A 20,316-nucleotide genomic window follows, 5' to 3' on the forward strand; every position below is an offset into this window, starting at 1 on the left:
CCGCCTGATGTGCCGGCACCTGGCGTACCTGGGCCCGCCGGTGACCCTGCGGGCGCTGCTGTTCGACCCGCCGCACTCGCTGGTGCGGCAGTCCTGGGCCCCCCGGGACATGCGCGGTGGCGGCACCGTCAACGCCGACGGTTTCGGCGTCGGCTGGTACCCGGACGGGGCCGCGCCGGTGCGGTACCGCAGCGCGCAGCCGATCTGGAGCGATCCGGCCCTGCCGGGGCTGGCCGACGCCACGGTGACCGGTGCGGTGCTGGCGGCCGTCCGGTCCGCCACGGTCGGCATGCCGGTGCACGCCGGGGCCGCCGCCCCGTTCGCCGAGGGGCGGTGGCTGTTCAGCCACAACGGGGTGGTGCGGGGCTGGCCGGACTCGGTGACCGAGCTGGCCGCCGGGCTGCCGGTACGTGACCTGCTCACCCTGGACGCGCCCACCGACTCGGCGCTGCTGTGGGCGCTGGTCCGGCACCGGCTGCGGGCCGGCGCGCCGCCGGCCGGGGCGGTCGCCGACACGGTGCGGTCGGTCCTCGCGGCGGCCCCCGGTTCCCGGCTGAACCTGCTGCTCACCGATGGCCGTACCGCCGTGGCGAGCACCGCCGGGCACGCGCTGTCGGTCCGCGCGGACACCGACGCGGTACTGCTCGCCTCCGAACCGTACGACGACGACCCGGCCTGGCGGCCGGTGCCGGACGGCTCGCTGGTCGAGGCCACCCCGGCGGGGGTACGGGTGACCCCGCTCGCCGCCGGCCGGGCCGGCACATCCACCAACGGGAAGGACCGCCGATGACCGCCGAACCGCTGGAGATCCACCTCGAGGAGCGGGACCTGGCCCGCAGCCTGCGTGACGACGTCCGGACCGGGCTGACCGCGCAGCCGAAGTGGCTGCCCCCGAAGTGGTTCTACGACGCCCGAGGCAGCGAGCTGTTCGAGGAGATCACCCGGCTGCCCGAGTACTACCCGACCCGGGCGGAGCGTGCGGTGCTGGTCGAGCGGGCCGACCTGATCGCCGAGCTGACCGGGGCGAAGACGCTGATCGAGTTGGGGTCCGGCTCGTCGGAGAAGACCCGGCTGCTGCTGGACGCGTTGAGCCGACGCGGCACGCTGGGCACCTTCGTCCCGCTGGACGTGTCGGTCAGCGCGCTGCGCCAGTCCACCGCCGACATCGCCGCCGAGTATCCGCAGCTGCGGGTGCGCGGCATCGTCGGGGACTTCACCCGGCACCTCGGCCGGTTGCCGGCCGGCGGTCGGCGGCTGGTGGCGTTCCTCGGCGGCACCATCGGCAACCTGCTGCCCGACGAGCGGGCCGCCTTCCTCGCCGCGATGCGGGCCGCCCTGGAGGCGGGGGACTGGCTGCTGCTCGGTACCGACCTGGTCAAGGACCCGGCGGTGGTCGTCCCGGCGTACGACGACGCGGCCGGGGTGACCGCCGAGTTCAACCGCAACGTGCTCCGGGTGGTCAACCGGGAGCTGGGGGCGGACTTCGTGCCGGCGGACTTCGCGCACGTGGCCCACTGGGACGCCGGGCGGGAGTGGATCGAGATGCGGCTGCGGGCCCGGCGGCCGGTCCGGGTCCGGGTGCCGGAGCTGGACCTGACGGTCGACTTCGCCGCCGGGGAGGACCTGCGGACGGAGGTGTCGGCGAAGTTCCGCCCGGCCGGGATCGCCACCGAACTGGCCGCCGCCGGCTTCGCCACCGAACGGTTCTGGACCGACCCGGACGGCCTGTTCGGGGTGACCCTGGCCCGCGCCGAGTGAGCGCACCCGGAGCGCGGGCCGGAGTGATCCGGTCCGCCGGACCGGATCGGGTGAGCCCGGCCACCCCGTCAACCGGCAGGTCAGCCGGGTGGGTTAGGCTTGTCGGCGCGAAGGGGAGTAGCCCGTAACGTCGTGGTCGACACACTGGTGCGTTCCGCACCCGGCCACGCGGCCCCGTCCCCGGGGCGGGCGAGACCTTCGACTCAGGCTGTCGAACAGCCGGGTCGAGGGCATCCCCGTTCCTCCTCCCGGCATGATCCGGAAGGATGCCCATGGAGGGCTTTCTCGTCGCGCTGGCGGTCAGCTTCGGCGTGATCTTCGTGGCCGAGCTGGGGGACAAGTCCCAGCTGATGGCCCTGACCTTCGCCACCCGGTTCCGTACCGTGCCGGTGCTGATCGGCATCACCATCGCCACCGCCGTGGTCCACCTCGCCTCGGTCGCCATCGGGGTCGGGCTGGGGGCCGCCCTGCCGACCGGGTGGATCTCGCTCGTCGCCGGCCTGGCGTTCCTCGGCTTCGGTGCCTGGACGCTGCGCGGTGACACCCTCACCGAGGAGGAGAAGCGCAAGGCCGAGAAGAGCAGCAAGTCGGCGGTGCTGGCGGTCGGGGTGGCGTTCTTCCTGGCCGAGTTGGGCGACAAGACCATGCTCGCCACCATCACGCTGGCCACCCAGTACGGCTGGTTCGGCACCTGGATCGGGTCGACGATCGGTATGGTCGCCGCCGACGCCCTCGCCATCCTGGTGGGCCGGATGCTGGGCCGGAAGCTGCCGGAGAAGACCATCAAGTACGGTGCCGCGGTCCTGTTCGCGATCTGCGGTCTCTGGCTGATCCTGGAGGCGGTCGCCGAGCTGACCTGAAGGTGACCCGCCGGGCCGCGGGCCCTCCGCGCCACGCCGGGCCGTCCGCGCCGGGCCGTCGAGCGGGCCGGGCCCTCCGCGCCGCGCCACGCCGTCCGTGCCCTTTCGGCCGGGCCGCACCCTTCCGGCCGGTCGCCGGATGACTACCGGGGCGGGGCACGGGTAACGGTGGCCGGTGGGTCCGGAGGATTGGTTGCGCCACGGTGACCAGGTCGCGGTGGGCCTGGTGGAGATCGCCGGCGCGGGAGTGATCTTCTTCGGCGCGGTCTGGGCGGCGCTGCGGTTCGTGGTCGAGGGGCTACGGCACCGCAGCGCCGCCGTGTTCACCCCGATCCGGCTCTCGCTGGGCCGGTTCCTCGTGCTGGGCCTGGAGTTCCAGCTCGCCGCGGACATCCTGCGTACGGCGGTCTCGCCGACGTTCGCCCAGATCGGTCAGCTCGCCGCGACCGCCGCCATCCGGACCGCGTTGAACTACTTCCTGCGTCGGGAGATCGCCCAGGAGCAGGCGCAGGTCGCGCAGGAGCGCCGGCCGGTCCACCGATGACCACCATCGTCGCCCTGCTCGGTGCGATGGCGCTGGGGTGCGCGGCGGTGGTGCTGGTGACCGCCCGGTCGTGGCGGGCGGCGCTGCGGATCCTGCTGGACCTGTTGACGGCGGTCGGGCTGTTCCGGCTCACCGGCGCCCAGGACTGGGGTGATCTGGCGGGCGCGGCGGCGATCGTGGGGCTGCGGAGGGTGCTCTGGGCGGTGCTCAGGCCGGCGGTGCCCGCTGTCCGGGCCGGCGACGATCCGCGCCGCGCTGCGGCGGAGACGATCACCCCCTACCGTGGATGAGAGAACCGGCAAACCGGAGAAAGCGGGAGGATCATCGCGATGAGCAGGCACGACGAACCGAACGAGTACGGCTTCGCCGGTGGCGCGACCGCTCCCGAGCCGCCGCCGGGTAACCGGCCGGACGACCTCGACCGGGCGGAGCAGGTGGCGGTGCCGGCGGACGACCTCACCGAGCCGGCCACCGACGCGTTGACCGAGGAGACCGACGAGGAACACCCGTTCCACCACCCGGACCGCTGACCGGACCGTCGCCGGTGGCGGCCCGGACCGGGCCGCCACCGACGACGGTCGTCAGCCCTGCGGCGCCGGGCGCTGCTGGTAGACGTCCGGCACACCGTCCCGGTCGGCGTCACGCTGTTCCCGTTCGCTGATCCGCCGGTAGACCTTGTTGCGGCGGCTCAGCAGGATCGACGCCACCACGGCGGCGAGCAGGGAACCGGCGAGCACACCCACCTTGACCTTCTCCTCGGCGGCGGTGCCGGTGCCGAAGGCGAGTTCCCCGATCAGCAGCGACACGGTGAAGCCGATGCCGGCCAGGCAGGCGACCCCGAGCAGGTCGGACCAGCTCAGTTCGCTGTCGAGTTCAGCCCGGGTGAACCGCGCCATCAACCAGGTCGACCCGAAGATACCGATCACCTTGCCCAACACCAGGCCGAGGGCGATGCCGATCACCACCGGGTCGGTGAACAGCCCACCCAGGTCGGTCCCGCGCAGCGACACCCCGGCGGCGAAGAAGGCGAACACCGGTACCGCGAACCCGGCCGAGACCGGCCGCCACCGGTGCTCCAGGTGCTCGGCCAGGCCCGGCCCGGAGCCCTTGCTGGCCAGCACCGGTACGGTGAACCCGAGCAGCACCCCGGCGATGGTGGCGTGTACGCCGGAGGAGTGCACCAGCACCCAGGCCGCCACCGCCAGCGGGAGCAGTGCCCACCACCAGGTCTTGCGCCGCTGTACCAGCAGGGCGAACGCCGCGATCGGCAGCACCGCCCCGAGCAGCGGCAGCAGGCTGAAGCTGGACGTGTAGAAGATCGCGATGATGACGATGGCGAGCAGGTCGTCCACGACCGCGAGGGTCAGCAGGAACGCCCGCAGGCCCTGCGGCAGGTGCGAGCCGATGACCGCCAGCACGGCCAGGGCGAAGGCGATGTCGGTGGCGACCGGGATGGCCCAGCCGCGCAGCGCGTCGGTGCCGGAGACCAGCATCACCCCGACGTAGAACAGGGCGGGCACGATCATGCCGCCCATCGCGGCCACCACCGGCAGCGCGGCCCGGCGCGGGTCGCGCAGGTCACCGGCGACGAACTCCCGCTTGAGTTCCAGGCCGACCACGAAGAAGAAGATGGCGAGCAGGCCGTCGGCCGCCCACTTGGCCAGGCTCAGGTCGAGGTGCAGGGCCTCGCCGCCGGGCCAGGGGACCCACGCGCCGAGCGCGGCGTAGCTGCCCGACCAGGGGGAGTTCGCCCAGATCAGGGCGAGCACCGCGCCGAGCAGCAGCAGACCGCCGCCGACCGTCTCGGTGCGCAGGATGTTGCCCAGGAACCGGGCCTCGGGCCAGGAGGAGCTACGGGAGAACAGGCGGCGGCGGGCCTCGTTCGGGTGCTCGGGGGTGTGGTCGTTCATCGGCGGGACTCACCTCGGGGGCTGGCGCGGGTAGGGACCATCGCCGACCAGACTTCCCGGCACACCGGATCCGACCCTACCGACGGGGACCGGAACCGGCGAGCCGGGAAGCCTGGGACGACGGTCACTCACCTGGGCAGTGGCAGCGCCGGCAGGGTGCCGGGCTGGCTGCACAGCCCCTCCAGCCACTTGATCACGTCCGCCGGGTCCGCGTACGGGTCGAGTCCACGGACCTCGTCGGGGTCGAGCGCGGGGACGGTGACGTGCGAGATGAGGGGGTGCAGCGGGCGGGTGTCGGTCTCGTCGACACCGAAGAGGTCCTCGTGCAGTTTCTCGCCGGGTCGCAGCCCGGTGAAGACGATCTCGGTCGGTCGGGCCGCCTCGGCGGCGAGCCGGCGGGCCACGTCCGCGATCCGGACCGGTTCCCCCATGTCGAGCACCAACGCCTCCCCGCCCCGGCCGATGCTCGCGGCCTGGAGGACCAGGTGCACCGCCTCCTGCACGGTCATGAAGTACCGGGTGACGTCGGGGTGGGTGACCGTCACCGGGCGGCCCGCCTCGAGTTGCGCGCGGAACGCGCCGAGCACCGAACCCCGGCTGCTGAGCACGTTGCCGAACCGTACGCTCAGGAAGGCGTTGTCGGTGTGGTGCGCGTAGTGCGCGGTGAGTCGTTCGGTGACCCGTTTCGAGTAGCCGAGCACGCTGATCGGCCGGGCCGCCTTGTCGGTGGAGATGTTGACGAACCGGGCCACGTCCCGGCACGCCTCCAGCACGGCGAGGGTGCCCAGCACGTTGGTCTGGACCGCTTCGCCGGGGTGCCGTTGCAGCAGGGTCAGGTGTTTGAGCGCGGCGGCGTGGAACACCACGTCCGGCCGCCGGTCGGCGACGATCCGCGCGATGCCCTCCGCGTCGCGGATGTCGGCGAGGATCAGCTCCGGGCCGTCCAGCAGCGCCCGGCCGTACAGGGACATCTGGAGCGCGTGCAGGGCGGACTCGTCCCGGTCGAGCATCATCAGCTCGCCGGGGTCGTACCGGGCGATCTGGCGGCAGAGTTCGGCGCCGATGGAGCCGCCGGCCCCGGTGACCAGCACCCGTCGCCCGGCCAGGCCGCCGCGCTCGACGGTCAGTTCGGCGGCCCGATGGGCCCGGCCGAGCAGGTCGGTGAGCTGGAGGTCCCGTACGTCGGTGACGGCCACCGGCCGTTCCAGCAGTTCCCGTACCGGTGGCAGCACCTTGAACTCCGCGCCGGCCTCCAGCGTCCGGCGGCGTACGTCACGCAGGAGTTCCGGGTCGCTGTCGCCGATGGAGAGGATCACGGTCTGCGCGCGGGTCCGGCGGACCGTCTCCTGGATCTCGGTCCGGCCGCCGAGCACCCGCAGTCCGTGCAGGCGCAGGGTGTGCTTCTCCGGGTCGTCGTCGAGCAGCCCGACCGGCAGGTAGCGGCTCCGGGGGTCGCCGAGCAGGGCCCGGACCAGTCGTTCGCTGGCCGCGTCGACCCCGTACACCAGGGTGCGCGTCGCCGAGCGGACCGGACGGTCACGCCGGTCCCGGTGGTGGCGGTACCCGGCCCGGACCGACACCATGACCAGCAGGGCGAGCGCACCGCCGAGCATCGGGGTGCTCGCCGGGAGCGGGCGCTCGACCATCGGTAGGAGCGTCGCCAGCATCGTGACGGTGGCGAGCGAGACGGTGGCCGCCACCGTCCAGGCCTCGTCGGCGCTGCCCACCGGATGTCGCCCACGGGCGGTGATCCAGCACTGGCTGATGCCGGCGTGCAGGACCGCGCAGACCAGCGCGCCGCCCAGCACGACGCCGGCCTGCCGGGCCGTGAGGTCGAACTCGAACCGGGTCCAGGCGGCGGCCATGAAGCCCCCGCACCAGGCCACCAGGTCGAGGATGAGCAGGGACACGGTCGCGGCCCGGCGGGTCACCCAGTCCCGAGGCGGCGTGGCGCGGCCGGGTACGGCCGAGGAAGCGTGATCCATCTTCTGCCTTCAAGATCATGAGTAATTGATCAGAGACGCATTGAGGGGAATGCGGCTGATTGTGGGGATAAATCCACTACATTCGGCGAGACAGTTCGTGCACGACTGAGCGGTCTTCATCCTGTCACGGCTTAAGTTCGGTTTGGGGGATTTCGTGCAGTTCATCGACCTGGCGTTCCGGACCCGGAGGCTCGCCTGATGGATCTCGGCAGCTACTTCCAGCTCGTCCGCCGACAGTGGTGGATCGTGCTACTGACGATCATCGTCGCCCTCGGGGCGGCGGGTTACCTCACCGTGCAGGCCCAGCCCCGGTACGTGGCGTCGGTGACCTTCTTCGTCACCAGCCCCAGCCAGGGCGTCACCGACGCCTACCAGGGCAACCTCTGGCTCCAGCAACGGGTGAAGTCCTACGCGGACCTGCTCCGCAGCGAACGGCTCGCCCGTACCCTCGCCGAGGACCGTGGGCTCGGACTCACCGCCGACGGCGTGCAGGGCCGGCTGGACAGCTCGGTCGAGACCGGCACGGTCCTGCTGCGGGCCTCGGTCACCGACACCGACCGGACCCGGGCCCTACGGGTCGCCGAGGCGCTGTCGACGAAGTTCGTCGACCTGGTGCAGGCCGTCGAGACCCCACCGGACGGTCAGGCCTCGGTCAAGCTGGAGGTCATCAACGGTCCCCGGGTCGGCACCGAGCCGGTCTCGCCCCGTCCGGCCCGTAACCTGCTGCTCGGTGGCCTGCTCGGCCTGCTCGCCGGCATCGCGCTCGCCGTCGGCCGGGGCCTGCTCGACACCCGGCTGCGCGACACGGAGACCCTTCAGCGCACCACCGGGAGCCCTCTGCTCGGCGAGATCCCCTTCGACGCCGAGGCCCGTACCGCTCCGCTCATCGTCGGTGACTCGGCCACCTCGGCCCGTGCCGAGGCGGTGCGGAAGCTCCGGACCAACCTGCGCTTCGTCGATGTGCACGAGCCGGCCCGGATCATCGCGGTCACCAGCGCGTTGCAGGGGGAGGGCAAGACCACCCTCTCCTGCAACCTGGCCATCGCACTGGCCGAGGCGGGCTGGCGGGTGCTGCTGGTCGACGCCGACCTGCGGCGTCCCCGGGTGGCCGACTACCTCGGCCTGGAGTCGGCCATCGGACTGACCGACGTGCTCCTCGGCGACGTCCCCGTCGGTGACGCGGTGCAGCGGTGGGGGGACCGGTCGCTGCTCGTGCTGCCCAGCGGCTCGAACCCGCCGAACCCCAGCGAGCTGCTGGGTTCCAAGGCGATGGCGGACCTGCTGACGACGCTGCGCGAGTCGGCGGACATCGTCATCATCGACACCGCGCCGATCCTCGCGGTGACCGACGGGGTCGTGGTGGCCGTGCAGGCCGACGGCGCGCTCATGGTCAGCCAGCAGGGGCGTACCTCCCGGACCCAGGTGGGCGCGGCGGCCCAGGCGCTGCACTCGGTGTCCGTCCGGGTGCTCGGCTGCGTGCTGAACATGGCCAAGGTGGCCAAGAGCGAGGCCTACCAGTACGAGGCGTACCGGGTGGTCGTGGGTGCCCGGCCGGTACCGACCGACCGGGCGTCGTCCCGGCGTACCGAGGGCGAGCGGGCTCCTGCCGGAAACTCCACGCAGGAACTCACCCGGCTGCCGCGATGAGTGTCCCGATGGGTGCCACCGCCCGCTCGATCTCCCCGGCGCACCGGGTGAAGTCCAGCACGGTGCCCCCGAGGGGGTCCGGCAGGTCGTCGGAGTCGGAGTCGGGGACGGGCTGCAGGCGGGCCCGGCCGCGGGCGGCGGCCTCCACCACCGCCCGCAACGGCCGGTCCCCGGTCCCGGCCGGTGGGTCGGCCACCGCGACCAGCCGGGCGAACTGGCGCAGCGTGAAGGTCCTGGGCAGGGCGGCCGGGGCCAGCGCGGCGCAGACCGACCGCTGGCGCCGGGTGGCGGTCAGCACCAGGGCGGCCCCGGTGAGGAGCCCGGCGGAGAGCCGCCGGCTGCGGAACCCGGTCGGGTCGGCGCCCCCGGACGCGACGACGAACGCCGCGTACGGGTGCATCGGCCGGCCGGCGACCGCGTCGGTGCCGGCGCTCGCCACCGACACCGGCCAGGCGGCGAGCAGCCGGCGGGCGACGTACTCCGCCATCGGTGACCGGCACAGGTTGGCGTGGCAGACGAACAGCACCTGGTCTGTCATGGCAGTCCCTCTCGTACACCGGGTTCCGGGGTCGGCCCCGCCGGGCGACGGCCGACCGGTGGGTGAGGGGGTGTCGGCATCGTATGCGGGCGGCCGGCCGGGCCGCCGGGACGCCGCGCCGGCCGGCGGGACGGTGACCCGGCGATGAGGATCGGCATCCTGTCGTACCACTTCCCGCCGGAGCCGGCGTTCGTGCCCGGCAGCCTCGCGGAGGAACTGGCCGCCCGGGGGCACGAGGTGCGGGTGGTCACCGGTTTCCCGCACCATCCGGGCGGCCGGATCTACCCGGGGTGGCGGCAGCACTGGCGGTACGAGACGCACAGCGAGCGGCTGACGGTACGGCGGGTGCCCCGCTATCCCACGGCCGACTCGTCGGCGGCGGCCCGGCTGGCCGGGCACGTCTCGTTCGCCAGCGCCGCCGCGTTGACCGCGCGGCGTTTCCTGGCCGGCATCGACGTGCTGCACGTCTGTCAACTGCCGGCGGTGACCCTGGCCGCGGCGGCCCTGCGCCGCGCGCTGGGCCGGGTCCCCACCGTGCTGCACGTGCAGGACCTGTGGCCGCGCGAGGAGTCGACCGGCGACCTGGTGGGCAGCCGGACGGCGGCGGCGCTGCGCCGGCTCTACGCCGAGGCCGACGCGGTGGCGGTCACCGCCCCGTCGATGCGGGACCTGGTGGTCGGCGCGGGCGCCGACCCCGCCCGGGTGCACCTGGTGCTCAACTGGACCGACGAGCGGATCTTCCGGCCGTCGCGGCCGAGCCCGACCGCCCGTCGCCTGGTCGGTGGGGACGGGCGCTGCGTGGTGATGCACGCGGGGACGATGGGGCCGCGTCAGCGGTTGGAGACCGCGGTGCACGCGGCGGCCGCGGTCGCGGACCGGATGGACCTGGTCCTGGTCGGCTCGGGCGCGGAGGAGCCGCGCATCCGGGCGTTGGTGACCGGTTGGAACGTGCCCAACGTACGGTTCGTCGAGCGCCGCTCGCCGGTCGAGATGGCGGATCTCTACGCCGCCGCGGACTACCAGCTCGTCGCCTCCCGGGATCTGCCCGAGCTGCGCGGGGTGGTGCCGACGAAGCTCCAGGCCGCCTTCTCCTGCGCGGCCCCGGTGGTCGCCTCGGCCGCCGGGGACACCGTGACGATGGTGGAACGGGCCCGGGCCGGACTCTCCTGTCCGCCGGAGGACTGGTCCGCGTTGGCCGACCGGTTCTGGTTGGCCGCCACCATCCCGGCCGACGCCCGAGCGGAGATGGGCCGGCGGGGTCGTGCGGCGTACCAGCGGCACATGTCGCTGCGCGCGGGGGTGGACCGGATCGAGCGGATTCTCTCCGACGTGGCCGCCGGTCAGGCGTCCGCTCCGGGCCGCTGACCGAATCCGTCTCATGAATCGCCCATAAGGCTGATTAATCTCCTAAAAGCTCCATAAGCGTACTGATTGCGATAGAAAGCGGTAGCGCAGAGTGCACGTACCCGAGTGTTGGTCCAGGAGTGTCTTGTGAGGACAGGCGAAGCGCCGCGAGCGCGCCGTGGCCGACGGAAGGGCCGGGTGCGGCTGCACCGGGGCCTGCTGGCCGGCCTGGTGGTGGTCACGCTGTTGCTGGCCACCGTCGGCTGGGTCGGGTTCCGGGCCCGGCAGACCCGGGGCTACCTGCTCAGCGCCGCAGAGCTGGCCCGCGACCTCGGCGGCCAGGTGGTCGGCGGCGATGCCGACCGGGCCCGACGGACCCTGGCGGCCCTCCAGGAGCAGGCTGCCGCCGCCCGCGCGGCCACCGAGGGTCCGAGCTGGTCCCTGGGCCGGCGGGTGCCGGTCGCCGGGGACGACCTGACCGCCGTCCGGCAGATCGCGGTGGCCGTGGACGAGTTGGCCCGGCGGGCGTTCCCCCGGCTGCTCGGCGTCGAGCTGACCACCCTGCTGCCCCGGGACGGTCGACTCGACCTGTCCGCGCTCCGGTCGGCGGAACGGGAACTGGCCGGGGCGGACGCCGTCGTGCGGGAGAACGTCACCCGACTGCACGGGGTGTCCACCGGGGGACTGGCCGCCGACGTCCGGTCTGCGTTGACCGGGTTGCGCGGCGAGGTCGACCGGCTCGCCGGGGTGACCGGCGCGGCCAGCCGGGGTGCCGCCCTGCTGCCCCGACTGCTGGGTGCCGACGAAGCCCGCGACTACCTGCTGGTGTCGCAGAATCTGGCCGAGCTCCGGGCCACCGGCGGGATGTTCGGCGCCTACACGGTGATCCGGGCGGAGGGCGGACGGGTCCGGATCGTGAAGCAGGGCACCGCCGCGCAACTGGGCCCCTTCACCCCGCCGTTGCCCGGGATCAGCCCGGAGATGCGCGGCCTCTACACCGACCTGCCCGGCATCTACCCCGCCGACGTGAACCTGACCCCGCACTTCCCGACCGCCGCCGCGCTGTACCGGGACATGGTGCGCCGCCGGACCGGTACCACCGTGGACGGGGTGCTGGCGATCGACCCGGTGGCCCTGTCGTACCTGCTGGCCGCCACCGGCCCGGTCCAGGTGCCCGGGTTCGGGCAGCTCACCGGCGGCACCGTCGTCCGGGAACTGCTCGCCGACAGTTACCTGCGGCTCGACCTGAACGAGCAGGACGACTTCTTCGCCCGGTCGGCGGCGGCGATCTTCGATGCCTTCCTCACCCGGGCGGTGGAACCTCGGGGTCTTTTGTCGGCATTCAACCGATCTATTGCCGAAAGACGGATATTGTTATGGAGTGCCCATCCGGAGGAACAGCGGGAAATCGGCGAGAGCCGGATTGCCGGGACGCTTCCGGAGCGGGAGGACCGACCGACGGTCGGCGTGTTCCTCAATGACGGCAGTGGCGCGAAGCTCGGTTACTACCTGAAGCCGAACGCGTCGCTGACGGTCGGCGGGTGCCGCCCCGACGGTCGGCGCGAACTCCGGCTGACCGTGTCACTGCGCTCCTCGGTGCCCCGGTCGGGGCTCACGTCCTCGGTGCTCGGCCTTGCCAGGGCGGGCGATCCGTACGTCGTCCGCACCCTGGTCAACGTCTTCAGTCCGGCCGCCGGAACCGTGGTACGGGTCCGGTTGGACGGCGCGGAGACGCCGGTCGGCAGTGGTACCGAACGCAGCCGGCGGGTCGTCATCGCCAATGTCGAGGTCGCGCCGGGGCGTACCCGGATCCTCGAGGCCGACCTGTTGACGGCCCCGACGGAGATCGGAGAGGCCGAGCTGTGGCTGACCCCGACCGCCACCCCATGGACCACCCACATCCAATCCGCATCACGCTGTGACCAGTAGGAAAGGACCCATCATGCGGCTATCCCGCATCTTTACGGCCATCGCGGTCGGGCTGGCCGTCGTGGCCGTGCCGACCGCGGCGGGGGCGGCACTGTCCCAGCCGCAGCCCCCGCCCAACTCGCCGCAGTACCCGCCACAGCCGCCGCCCTACCCGCCCTACCCGCCGACGGGCCCGAACCTGACGGTCACCCCGAGCACCGTGGTGGTCGGCGAGACCGTCACCGTGACCGGCACCGGATTCGCACCGAACGAGCTGGTGGAGATCACCATCACGACGAATCCGCAAGCCGCCGGGCTCGGTGGGTCGGACGGGACCGGCCAGCGTCTCGACGGCAGCACGGTGGCGATGGCCCCGGTCGCGTACCAGCGGCGGGACACGTCGCAGCCCGGGGGCCGGCCGGAGCACAAGGGCGGCCTGCCGGAGCACAAGGGCGGCACCTGGGACGGCTCCACCGACTGCACGCCGCAGAGCTTCGGTATCCGGGCCGACGCGCAGGGCTCCTTCGAGTTCACCTTCCGGCCCCGCTGCCCGGGAGAGGTGGTCATCACCGCCCGGGGCCTGGAGTCCGGACGTACCGCGACGGCCGTGCTGACCGTCCTCAAGTACCACCACGGCGGTGGCAAGCCCGGTGACGGCAAGCCCGGTGGCGGCAAGCTGCCGGTGACCGGCAGCAGCAGCATGGACCTGCCGCTGAAGGTCGGTGGCGCGCTGGTCGGTGCCGGTGCGGTGATGCTGCTGGGGACGTTCCTCTGGCGGCGTCGTGACCGGTTCGGCTCGGGAGCGGCGAGCTAGTCCGTACCTCCCCGGGTGGTGCCGCCCGCCGGACCCCGGTCCGGCGGGCGGCACCGGCACGTCACCGCCCGAGGTAGCCGCGCAGGTGTCGGGCGGTCAGCGTGTCGGCCCGCTCGACCAGGTCGGCGGGGGTGCCGGTGAACACCACCCGCCCGCCGTCGTGCCCCGCCCCGGGGCCGACGTCGATCAGCCAGTCGGCGTGCGCCATCACCGCCTGGTGGTGCTCGATGACGATCACCGTGTTGCCCGCGTCGACCAGCCGGTCCAGCAACGCCAGCAGCTGGTCGACGTCGGCCAGGTGCAGACCGGTGGTGGGCTCGTCGAGCACGTAGACGCCGGACTTCTCGGCCAGGTGGATGGCGAGCCGCAGCCGCTGCCGCTCACCCCCGGAGAGCGTGGTGAGCGGCTGACCGAGGCCGAGGTAGCCGAGCCCGACGTCGGCGAGCCGGTCCAGCACGGCCCGCGCCGGCCCGCTCGCGAAGAACTCCCGGGCCTCGTCGACCGACATGGCGAGGACCTCGCTGATGTTCTTCCCACGCAACCGGTAGGCCAGCACCTCCCGGGTGAACCGGCGGCCCTCGCACTGTTCGCAGACGGTCGCCACCCCGGCCATCATCGCCAGGTCGGTCCAGATCAACCCGATGCCCTTGCAGGCCGGGCAGGCCCCCTCGGAGTTGGCGCTGAACAACGCGGCCCGCACCCCGTTGGCCCGCGCGAACGCGGTGCGGACCGGGTCGAGCAGCCCGGTGTACGTGGCCGGGTTGCTGCGCCGGGATCCGCGGATCGCCGACTGGTCCACCACCACCACACCGTCCCGGCCGGACAGCGAACCGTGGATCAGCGAACTCTTGCCCGACCCGGCCACCCCGGTGACCACGGTCAGCACACCGAGCGGCACGTCCACGTCGACGTCGCGCAGGTTGTGCAGGTCGGCGCCCCGGATCGGCAGGGTGCCCCGGTGCGGACGTACCCGCTCCCGCAGCCCGGCCCGGTGGTCGAGGTGCCGGCCGGTCAGCGTGCCCGAGCGGCGCAGCCCGGCCACGTCGCCGGTGTAGCAGATCCGCCCACCCGCCGAGCCCGCGCCCGGCCCCAGGTCGACCACGTGGTCGGCGACGGCGACGGTCTCCGGTTTGTGCTCGACCACCAGCACGGTGTTGCCCTTGTCCCGTAGCCGTAGCAGCAGGTCGTTCATCCGGGCCACGTCGTGCGGGTGCAGGCCGGTCGTGGGTTCGTCGAAGACGTACGTGACGTCGCTGAGACTGGACCCCAGGTGGCGGACCATCTTGACCCGCTGGGCCTCACCACCGGAGAGGGTGCCCGCCTCCCGGTCCAGGCTCAGGTAGCCCAGACCGATCTCCACCAGCGAGTCGAGGATCTCGCCCAGCGAGGTGACCAGCGGGGCGACCGCCGGCGCGTCGAGCCCCCGGACGAACCCGGCCAGGTCGCTGATCTGCATGGCCGCGCACTCGGCGATGGTCCGGCCGGCGACCCGGGAGGCCCGCGCGGCGGCGTTCAACCGGGTACCGGCGCACTCCGGGCAGGTGGTGAAGGTGGCGGCCCGGTCCACGAAGGCCCGGATGTGCGGTTGCAGCGACTCCCGGTCCCGGTCCAGGTAGAGGCGGCGCACCTTGACCACCAGCCCCTCGTAGCTGAGGGTGCTGCCGCCCACCTTGATCTTCGTGGGTTCGTGGTGCAGGAAGTCCTGCCACATCTGCGGCGGGTAGTCCTGGAGCTTCAGGTCCGGGTCGACCAGACCGGACTGCACGAAGATCCGCCAGTACCACGAGTCCACCCCGAAGTTCGGCACCGTGATGGCCCCGTCGTTCAGCGAACGCTCGACGTCGACGAGCTGGTGCACGTCCACGTCGGAGACCCGGCCCAGCCCCTCACAGGCCGGGCACATGCCCTCCGGGGTGTTGAAGCTGAACGCCCCGGCGCCGCCCGCCGGCGGGTCGCCGAGCCGGCTGAACACGATCCGCAGCAGCGCGTACGCGTCGGTGGCGGTGCCCACCGTGGACCGGGAGTTCGCCCCCATCCGCTCCTGGTCGACGACGATCGCGGCGCTGAGGTTGCGCAGCGCGTCCACGTCCGGCCGGCCGACGCTGGGCATGAACGACTGGAGGAACGCGGTGTACGTCTCGTTGATCAACCGCCGGGACTCGGCGGCGATGGTGCCGAACACCAGCGACGACTTGCCGGACCCGGAGACCCCGGTGAAGACGGTGAGCCGCCGCTTGGGAATGTCGACCGACACCGAGGCGAGATTGTTCTCCCGGGCGCCGCGTACCTCGATCATGTCGTGGCTGTCCGCGGCGGTGTGTGGCGTTGACGGCATGGTCCCCCCATTTCCGGGCAGGACGGGACCCGCCCGAGCTGTCGACGAGCTGTGGCGGGATTACATTCTCCCATTCATCTGCACGTGGAGGGTTTTCCGATGCGGCCCCGGCGTTCGCGGACACAATGCCCCGTAAAGTCTCAACTGCTGGTGAAGCCGGTACGGTGACCGGGTGGCAGCCTCGCGCCGACTGCGCGCCGTCGACCTCGCGGCGAGCGCCGGGATCTCGGTCCAACAGGTCCGCAACTACGTCGACTCCGGGGTGCTCCCACCGGCCGAGCGCACCCCGGCCGGCTACCGGGTCTTCACCGCCGAACACGCCGAGGCGCTGACGGTGGCCCGCCGGATGGCCGAGGGCCACGGTTGGGCCCGGACCCGGGAGGTGATGGCCGCGGTGCACACCGGGGACCTGGCGTCGGCGCTGGCCGCGATCGACCGCGGACACGCCGAACTGGACCGGGAACGCGCCGAGATCAGCCGGGCGCTCGGCGCGTTCGAGACCGTCCTGGCCGGCCCGGCGGTCACCCTGCCGGCCCGGCGACGCGCGGTCCGCATCGGCGCGGTGGCCGACCTGGTCGGCGTCCGCACCCCGCTGCTGCGGCTGTGGGAGCGCCGGGGCCTGCTGCGCCCCGGCCGGGAGCGGGGCACCTCCTACCGGGTGTACGACGACACCGAACTGCGGGCCGCGCAGGTCGTGGCGTTGCTGCGGCGCGGCGGGTACCCGTTCGACATCGTCGCGTCGGTGCTCGACGAGCTGCGGACCACCGGCAGCCCGCAGCGGGTCCGGGCCGAGCTGGCCCGACGGGAACAGGACCTGCGCCGGCGCGGTCTGGCCCGCCTGGCCGCCTCCGCCGCCCTGCACGGCTACCTGCGGTACCGGGGACTGGTCCGCTGACCGCGCATCCGGTGCGGTCGACCCGGCATCGGCGGCACCGGCGCTGGTATCGTCCGGGCCCGTGCGGATCCGGGAGTTCACCGACAGCGACTGGCCCCGGGTGTGGGAGATCGTCCAGGAGGTGGTCCGGGCGGCGAAGACCTTCACGTACGACCCGGAGCTGACCGCCGACGAGGCGTACCGGACCTGGGTGGAGGCACCACCGGGGCTGACCGTCGTCGCCGTGGACGACGATGACCGGGTGGTGGGCACCGCGAAGATGGGTACCAACCGGCCCGGCCCCGGGTCGCACGTGGCCACGGCGAGTTTCATGGTCGCCGCCGACAGCCGGGGCCGGGGCGTGGGCACCGCGCTGTGCCGCTTCGCGGTGGACTGGGCGACCCGGCGCGGCTACGCCGGCATGCAGTTCAACGCGGTGGCCGCGACGAACACCACGGCCGTGGACCTCTACCGGCGGCACGGCTTCCAGGTGGTCGGCACCGTGCCGGGCGCGTTCGCCCACCCGAACCGGGGGCGGGTCGGTCTGCACGTGATGTACCGCGAGTTCTGACCCGCTCTGCCCGGCCCGCTCAGCCCGGCCCGCTCAGCCCGGTCGGTCGGTCCGGTCGGAGGTCCGGTACGACCAGGACGTGCCGGTGCCCCGGTACCGCGACACCGGGACCAACTCCGCCCCCGGTGGCATCCGGTCCCGGTACAGCCGGCCCTCCAGGTGGTCGATCTCGTGGGCCACCAGCCGGGCCAGTCCGTCCCGGAACTCGGTGATCACCGTCTGGCCGTCGACCTCCTGGTGGGCCACCTCGATCCGGACCGGCCGGCGGACGAGTCCCCGCACGTCGAAGAAGCTCAGGCAGCCCTCGTACTGCTCATCGGTCTCCCGGGACTCGTCGATCACCCGGGGGTTGAGCAGGACCAGCTCCGTACCGTCCGGGGTGCGGACGACCGCCGCCGACCGGCCGATGCCCACCTGGGGGGCGGCCAGCCCCATCCCCTTGGCGAACAGGTGCACCGCCGCGACCCGCGCCATCGTGGCGAGCAGGTGGGCCACCACCCGCCGGGCGTCGTCGGCCTCGTCGGGCAGCGCGAACGGGGCGGCCCGCTCGCCCAGCACCGGTGCCCCCTCCTGGGCGATGCCCAGCTCGATCATGCGTTGGCTCGGTGTCGGCATGTCTTCGTCGCTCCTGTCGCCCCGGCGGGGTGCTGCCTTGAACGTCCACTCGATCCGGTACCGCGCGTGCAGCGGTGGGTTCTCCGTCGACCAGCCGAAGACCACCCGGTCCCCACGATCGTCCCGGCTGAAGTCCCGGGGAAAGGGTGACGGCTCGGCCGACATCGAGCTGCGCAGTCCCCACACCACCGGACGCAGCGCCGCCGGGAAGTCGAGGGCGAGCGTCAACCGACGGGTGGGCAGCCGGATCGCCCGCTGCCACCACGGCCCCCACTTGCGCTCCGGTACCGAATAGGAATACGTGATCCACCGCCGGTCGCCGGGGTAGAGCGGGAACCGCCGTCCGCCGTTCTCGAAGAGCAGCCAGATCTCCTTGAAGGCGTCCCGGTCGTGCTGGACGTGGTGATCCATCCGCTCGTCGAGGCAGTAGGCGGCGAGTCGGGTCTCGGCCATGGTGAGGGGGTCCTCACGGTAATAGGCGTTGGACGCCGCCGGGTCACCGGGGAAGCGGTCGACCGAGATGCGGATCAGGTAGCGGGTCACCGGCTGGTCACCACGGTTGTGCAACTGCCGGCGCACCTCGGTGTGGAACGCGCCGTCGCGGTAGGTCAACCGGGCCATCTCGTGCTCCACCACGACCTCGGTGCCCGGCCAGGACTGCGGGTCGCCCACCGCCGGCCCGTGCCGGGGCGCCGGGGCGGTGGTGGCGGCCAGGTGCGTCGTGTGCAGGTCCTGCCAGCGGTGCACGATCGCCCGCCCGGCCTGCAACGACTGGTCCGCCCCCTCGGCGAACTCCCGGCTGGGCAGCAGCACCCCACCCTCTACCTTGGACACGTACGACGGGGTGTAGCCGACCAGTTTCGCCAGCGCCTTCTGGGACAGTCCGGCCACCTCCCGACGGTGCCGCAGTTCGGCGACGAAGGCCGCGACAGCCTCCCGGGTGGCGTCGTCGAGTTCCATCCGTCGGCCTCCGCAGGGGGTGTGAGTGGATTGAACGGTGCGTGACCGCTGATCACCCTGTTGTCCACCGGTGCGGCCGGGTTCTGCTGGAGGCCGGCCGGTCAGCCGGGCGGCCGTGACACGCGGTGGGAGGTCCGTGATGAGCAGGAGGCGTACCCGGGCAGGCACCCCCCCCGGACGACGACGGCGGCGGCGGCCGGGGGCCGGGCGAACCGGTCGCAGATCGTCGTAGCCGCAGCGGCCATCGCGGCCATGCTGGTCGTGGCCATGCTCGGCGTCGGGACCGACGACGGTTCGACGCCAGCGGTGATCGCGGCCATCGGCAGCCTCGGGATATCGGCGATCGATCTGGTCGGGCTGATTGTCCGCCGCCGCGCACGCGGACCACGACGGCGACCGCTGTCGGGTTTCCGTCACCGACGGTCGTCGGCCGGTCGCCGGCGGCGGACGCCGGTCACCCGACCGCCCGCATCGACAAGCACCGCCCTCCTCCATAGACTGCGATCTTTCCACTTCAGGCTGTCCAGGGAGGACCCGTGCCGCGCACACCACGACCACGATCCGTTGCCCCGTCGCCGGGGCGGCAGGGGTCGGCGACCTCCATCCGGCTGCTCGGCGGCGCGTTGATCGCCGGGGCGCTGCTCGCCGGGGCCGGGGTGGCCGCGCCGGCCGGTGCCGCCGCGCCGGCCCGGACCACGCCCGGCCCGTGCGGGTACACCGCCACCCCCGAGGACCCGGCCGCCCGGCCGGTGCCGCTGCCGCCGGACCCCCGCCGCACCCCCGACCGGGGGACCGTCCGGGTGACCCTGCGCACCAACTACGGGCCGATCCCGTTGACCCTGGACCGGGAGCAGGCCCCCTGCACGGTGCAGAGCTTCCTGCACCTGACCCGGCACCGGTTCTACGACGACACCTCCTGCCACCGGCTCACCGCGTACCCGACGTTGACCGTGTTGCAGTGCGGCGACCCGTCCGGCACCGGCGCGGGCGGCCCCGGCTACCGGTACGCCGACGAACTGCCCACCGACCTGCCGCCGGCCCCGACCGACCCGACCGGGGTGCGCCGCCTCTACGCCCGGGGCACCCTGGCCATGGCCAACGCCGGCCCGGACACCAACGGTAGCCAGTTCTTCCTGGTCCAGGCCGATTCGGCGCTGCGCCCCAACTACACCGTGTTTGGCTCGATCGACCCGGTCGGCCTGGCCACCCTGGACCGGATCGCCGCCGCCGGCATCGCCCCCACCCCGGAGGACCCGGCCCCCGTCGACGGCGCGCCGGCCGCCCCCGTCGACATCGACCGGGCGGTCCGCCGCCACTGACCCGGTCCGCCACATCGGTCGCCGTCCTCGGGTGGACCGTCCGCGATATCCGTTGCGGACGGTCCACCCTGCCCCTACCGTGAACCGGACAAGCCCACCCCGACGACCGTTGACCGGGAGCGCACCGTGACCCGCCAGGCCCGTACCGGAACACCACGCCCGTCGCGGCGTGGCCCGGTCGTGCCGTCGGCGCTGTTGTGCCGCACCGGCAAAGGCCGGTATCTCCCGCCGGGGTGGTGGCGCTGACCGCGTCCGTGTGACGGCACGTCCGCCGCCCACCCCTGCCGGGTCGGGCGGCTTCTTTGTGCCCGGCCGGCCCACCCCTCAGCCAGCC

Annotated in this window: 18 protein-coding genes; 13 read left to right on the forward strand and 5 right to left on the reverse strand. The window is 73.1% G+C overall.

All coding sequences use genetic code 11. The features are described from left to right. The first annotated feature begins 7 nt into the window (after positions 1 to 7). The 6 genes from egtC to PVK37_RS21695 all read left to right on the forward strand — a co-directional run bounded on the left by egtC (position 8) and on the right by PVK37_RS21695 (position 3,692). Complete coding sequence (gene egtC / locus PVK37_RS21670; RefSeq protein ID WP_275029458.1) at positions 8 to 790, forward strand: ergothioneine biosynthesis protein EgtC; 783 nt, start codon at positions 8 to 10, stop codon at positions 788 to 790. After that, positions 787 to 1,758, forward strand: coding sequence for an L-histidine N(alpha)-methyltransferase (gene egtD / locus PVK37_RS21675; RefSeq protein WP_275029459.1), 972 nt, complete (start codon positions 787 to 789; stop codon positions 1,756 to 1,758). Before egtC ends, egtD begins: the two co-directional genes overlap by 4 nt. A 272-nt stretch (positions 1,759 to 2,030) precedes the next feature. Then, entirely contained in the window at positions 2,031 to 2,618 is a 588-nt protein-coding gene (locus tag PVK37_RS21680; RefSeq protein ID WP_275029460.1) for a TMEM165/GDT1 family protein, read from the forward strand. Positions 2,619 to 2,793: 175 nt separating this feature from the next. After that, positions 2,794 to 3,162, forward strand: coding sequence for a DUF1622 domain-containing protein (locus PVK37_RS21685; RefSeq protein ID WP_275029461.1), 369 nt, complete (start codon positions 2,794 to 2,796; stop codon positions 3,160 to 3,162). Continuing rightward, the gene (locus PVK37_RS21690) at positions 3,159 to 3,452 is read left to right on the forward strand and encodes a hypothetical protein (protein WP_275029462.1); all 294 of its coding nucleotides are present in this window, start codon (positions 3,159 to 3,161) and stop codon (positions 3,450 to 3,452) included. Before PVK37_RS21685 ends, PVK37_RS21690 begins: the two co-directional genes overlap by 4 nt. Before the next feature lie 39 nt (positions 3,453 to 3,491). Next, complete coding sequence (locus PVK37_RS21695; protein WP_275029463.1) at positions 3,492 to 3,692, forward strand: hypothetical protein; 201 nt, start codon at positions 3,492 to 3,494, stop codon at positions 3,690 to 3,692. A gap of 51 nt (positions 3,693 to 3,743) precedes the next feature. Here PVK37_RS21695 and nhaA read toward each other — a convergent pair whose 3' ends face one another. Together nhaA and PVK37_RS21705 are read right to left on the reverse strand one after the other, a co-directional pair. Continuing rightward, on the reverse strand, positions 3,744 to 5,072 hold the full coding sequence (gene nhaA / locus PVK37_RS21700; RefSeq protein ID WP_275029464.1) for a Na+/H+ antiporter NhaA: 1,329 nt from the start codon (positions 5,070 to 5,072) through the stop codon (positions 3,744 to 3,746). A gap of 128 nt (positions 5,073 to 5,200) precedes the next feature. Beyond that, positions 5,201 to 7,057, reverse strand: a complete 1,857-nt coding sequence (locus PVK37_RS21705; RefSeq protein WP_275029465.1) for a polysaccharide biosynthesis protein — start codon at positions 7,055 to 7,057, stop codon at positions 5,201 to 5,203. 198 nt (positions 7,058 to 7,255) lie between these two features. Between PVK37_RS21705 and PVK37_RS21710 the strand changes: the two genes are divergently transcribed. Then, positions 7,256 to 8,704, forward strand: a complete 1,449-nt coding sequence (locus PVK37_RS21710; RefSeq protein WP_275029466.1) for a tyrosine-protein kinase domain-containing protein — start codon at positions 7,256 to 7,258, stop codon at positions 8,702 to 8,704. Here the strand turns inward: PVK37_RS21710 and PVK37_RS21715 are convergent. Continuing rightward, on the reverse strand, positions 8,685 to 9,242 hold the full coding sequence (locus tag PVK37_RS21715; protein ID WP_275029467.1) for an arsenate reductase/protein-tyrosine-phosphatase family protein: 558 nt from the start codon (positions 9,240 to 9,242) through the stop codon (positions 8,685 to 8,687). The genes PVK37_RS21710 and PVK37_RS21715 overlap by 20 nt on opposite strands. A 144-nt stretch (positions 9,243 to 9,386) precedes the next feature. On the opposite strand from PVK37_RS21715, the gene PVK37_RS21720 reads away from it, so the two are divergent. The 3 genes from PVK37_RS21720 to PVK37_RS21730 all read left to right on the forward strand — a co-directional run bounded on the left by PVK37_RS21720 (position 9,387) and on the right by PVK37_RS21730 (position 13,308). Next, positions 9,387 to 10,607 (forward strand): glycosyltransferase family 4 protein, encoded by a 1,221-nt coding sequence (locus PVK37_RS21720; protein WP_275029468.1) that lies wholly within the window; start codon positions 9,387 to 9,389, stop codon positions 10,605 to 10,607. A gap of 177 nt (positions 10,608 to 10,784) precedes the next feature. Then, positions 10,785 to 12,515: a DUF4012 domain-containing protein gene (locus PVK37_RS21725; RefSeq protein ID WP_275029470.1), complete on the forward strand. Its 1,731-nt coding sequence runs from the start codon at positions 10,785 to 10,787 to the stop codon at positions 12,513 to 12,515. A 13-nt stretch (positions 12,516 to 12,528) separates the two neighbouring features. Next, on the forward strand, positions 12,529 to 13,308 hold the full coding sequence (locus tag PVK37_RS21730; protein ID WP_275029471.1) for a hypothetical protein: 780 nt from the start codon (positions 12,529 to 12,531) through the stop codon (positions 13,306 to 13,308). Between the two features lie 61 nt (positions 13,309 to 13,369). Here the strand turns inward: PVK37_RS21730 and PVK37_RS21735 are convergent, their stop codons facing one another. Continuing rightward, positions 13,370 to 15,643, reverse strand: coding sequence for an excinuclease ABC subunit UvrA (locus tag PVK37_RS21735; protein ID WP_275029473.1), 2,274 nt, complete (start codon positions 15,641 to 15,643; stop codon positions 13,370 to 13,372). Positions 15,644 to 15,815: 172 nt separating this feature from the next. Between PVK37_RS21735 and PVK37_RS21740 the strand changes: the two genes are divergently transcribed. Both PVK37_RS21740 and PVK37_RS21745 read left to right on the forward strand, forming a co-directional pair. Beyond that, entirely contained in the window at positions 15,816 to 16,538 is a 723-nt protein-coding gene (locus PVK37_RS21740) for a MerR family transcriptional regulator (RefSeq protein WP_275029474.1), read from the forward strand. 61 nt (positions 16,539 to 16,599) lie between these two features. Beyond that, positions 16,600 to 17,088, forward strand: coding sequence for a GNAT family N-acetyltransferase (locus tag PVK37_RS21745; protein ID WP_275029475.1), 489 nt, complete (start codon positions 16,600 to 16,602; stop codon positions 17,086 to 17,088). A gap of 33 nt (positions 17,089 to 17,121) precedes the next feature. Here the strand turns inward: PVK37_RS21745 and PVK37_RS21750 are convergent, their stop codons facing one another. Next, entirely contained in the window at positions 17,122 to 18,663 is a 1,542-nt protein-coding gene (locus tag PVK37_RS21750) for a peptide deformylase (protein ID WP_275029476.1), read from the reverse strand. A 602-nt stretch (positions 18,664 to 19,265) separates the two neighbouring features. Here PVK37_RS21750 and PVK37_RS21755 point away from each other — a divergent pair. Further along, positions 19,266 to 19,982: a peptidylprolyl isomerase gene (locus tag PVK37_RS21755; protein WP_423791099.1), complete on the forward strand. Its 717-nt coding sequence runs from the start codon at positions 19,266 to 19,268 to the stop codon at positions 19,980 to 19,982. Positions 19,983 to 20,316: the final 334 nt, after the last annotated feature.

It is taken from the genome of Micromonospora cathayae (genome assembly GCF_028993575.1).
GTDB lineage: Bacteria > Actinomycetota > Actinomycetes > Mycobacteriales > Micromonosporaceae > Micromonospora > Micromonospora cathayae.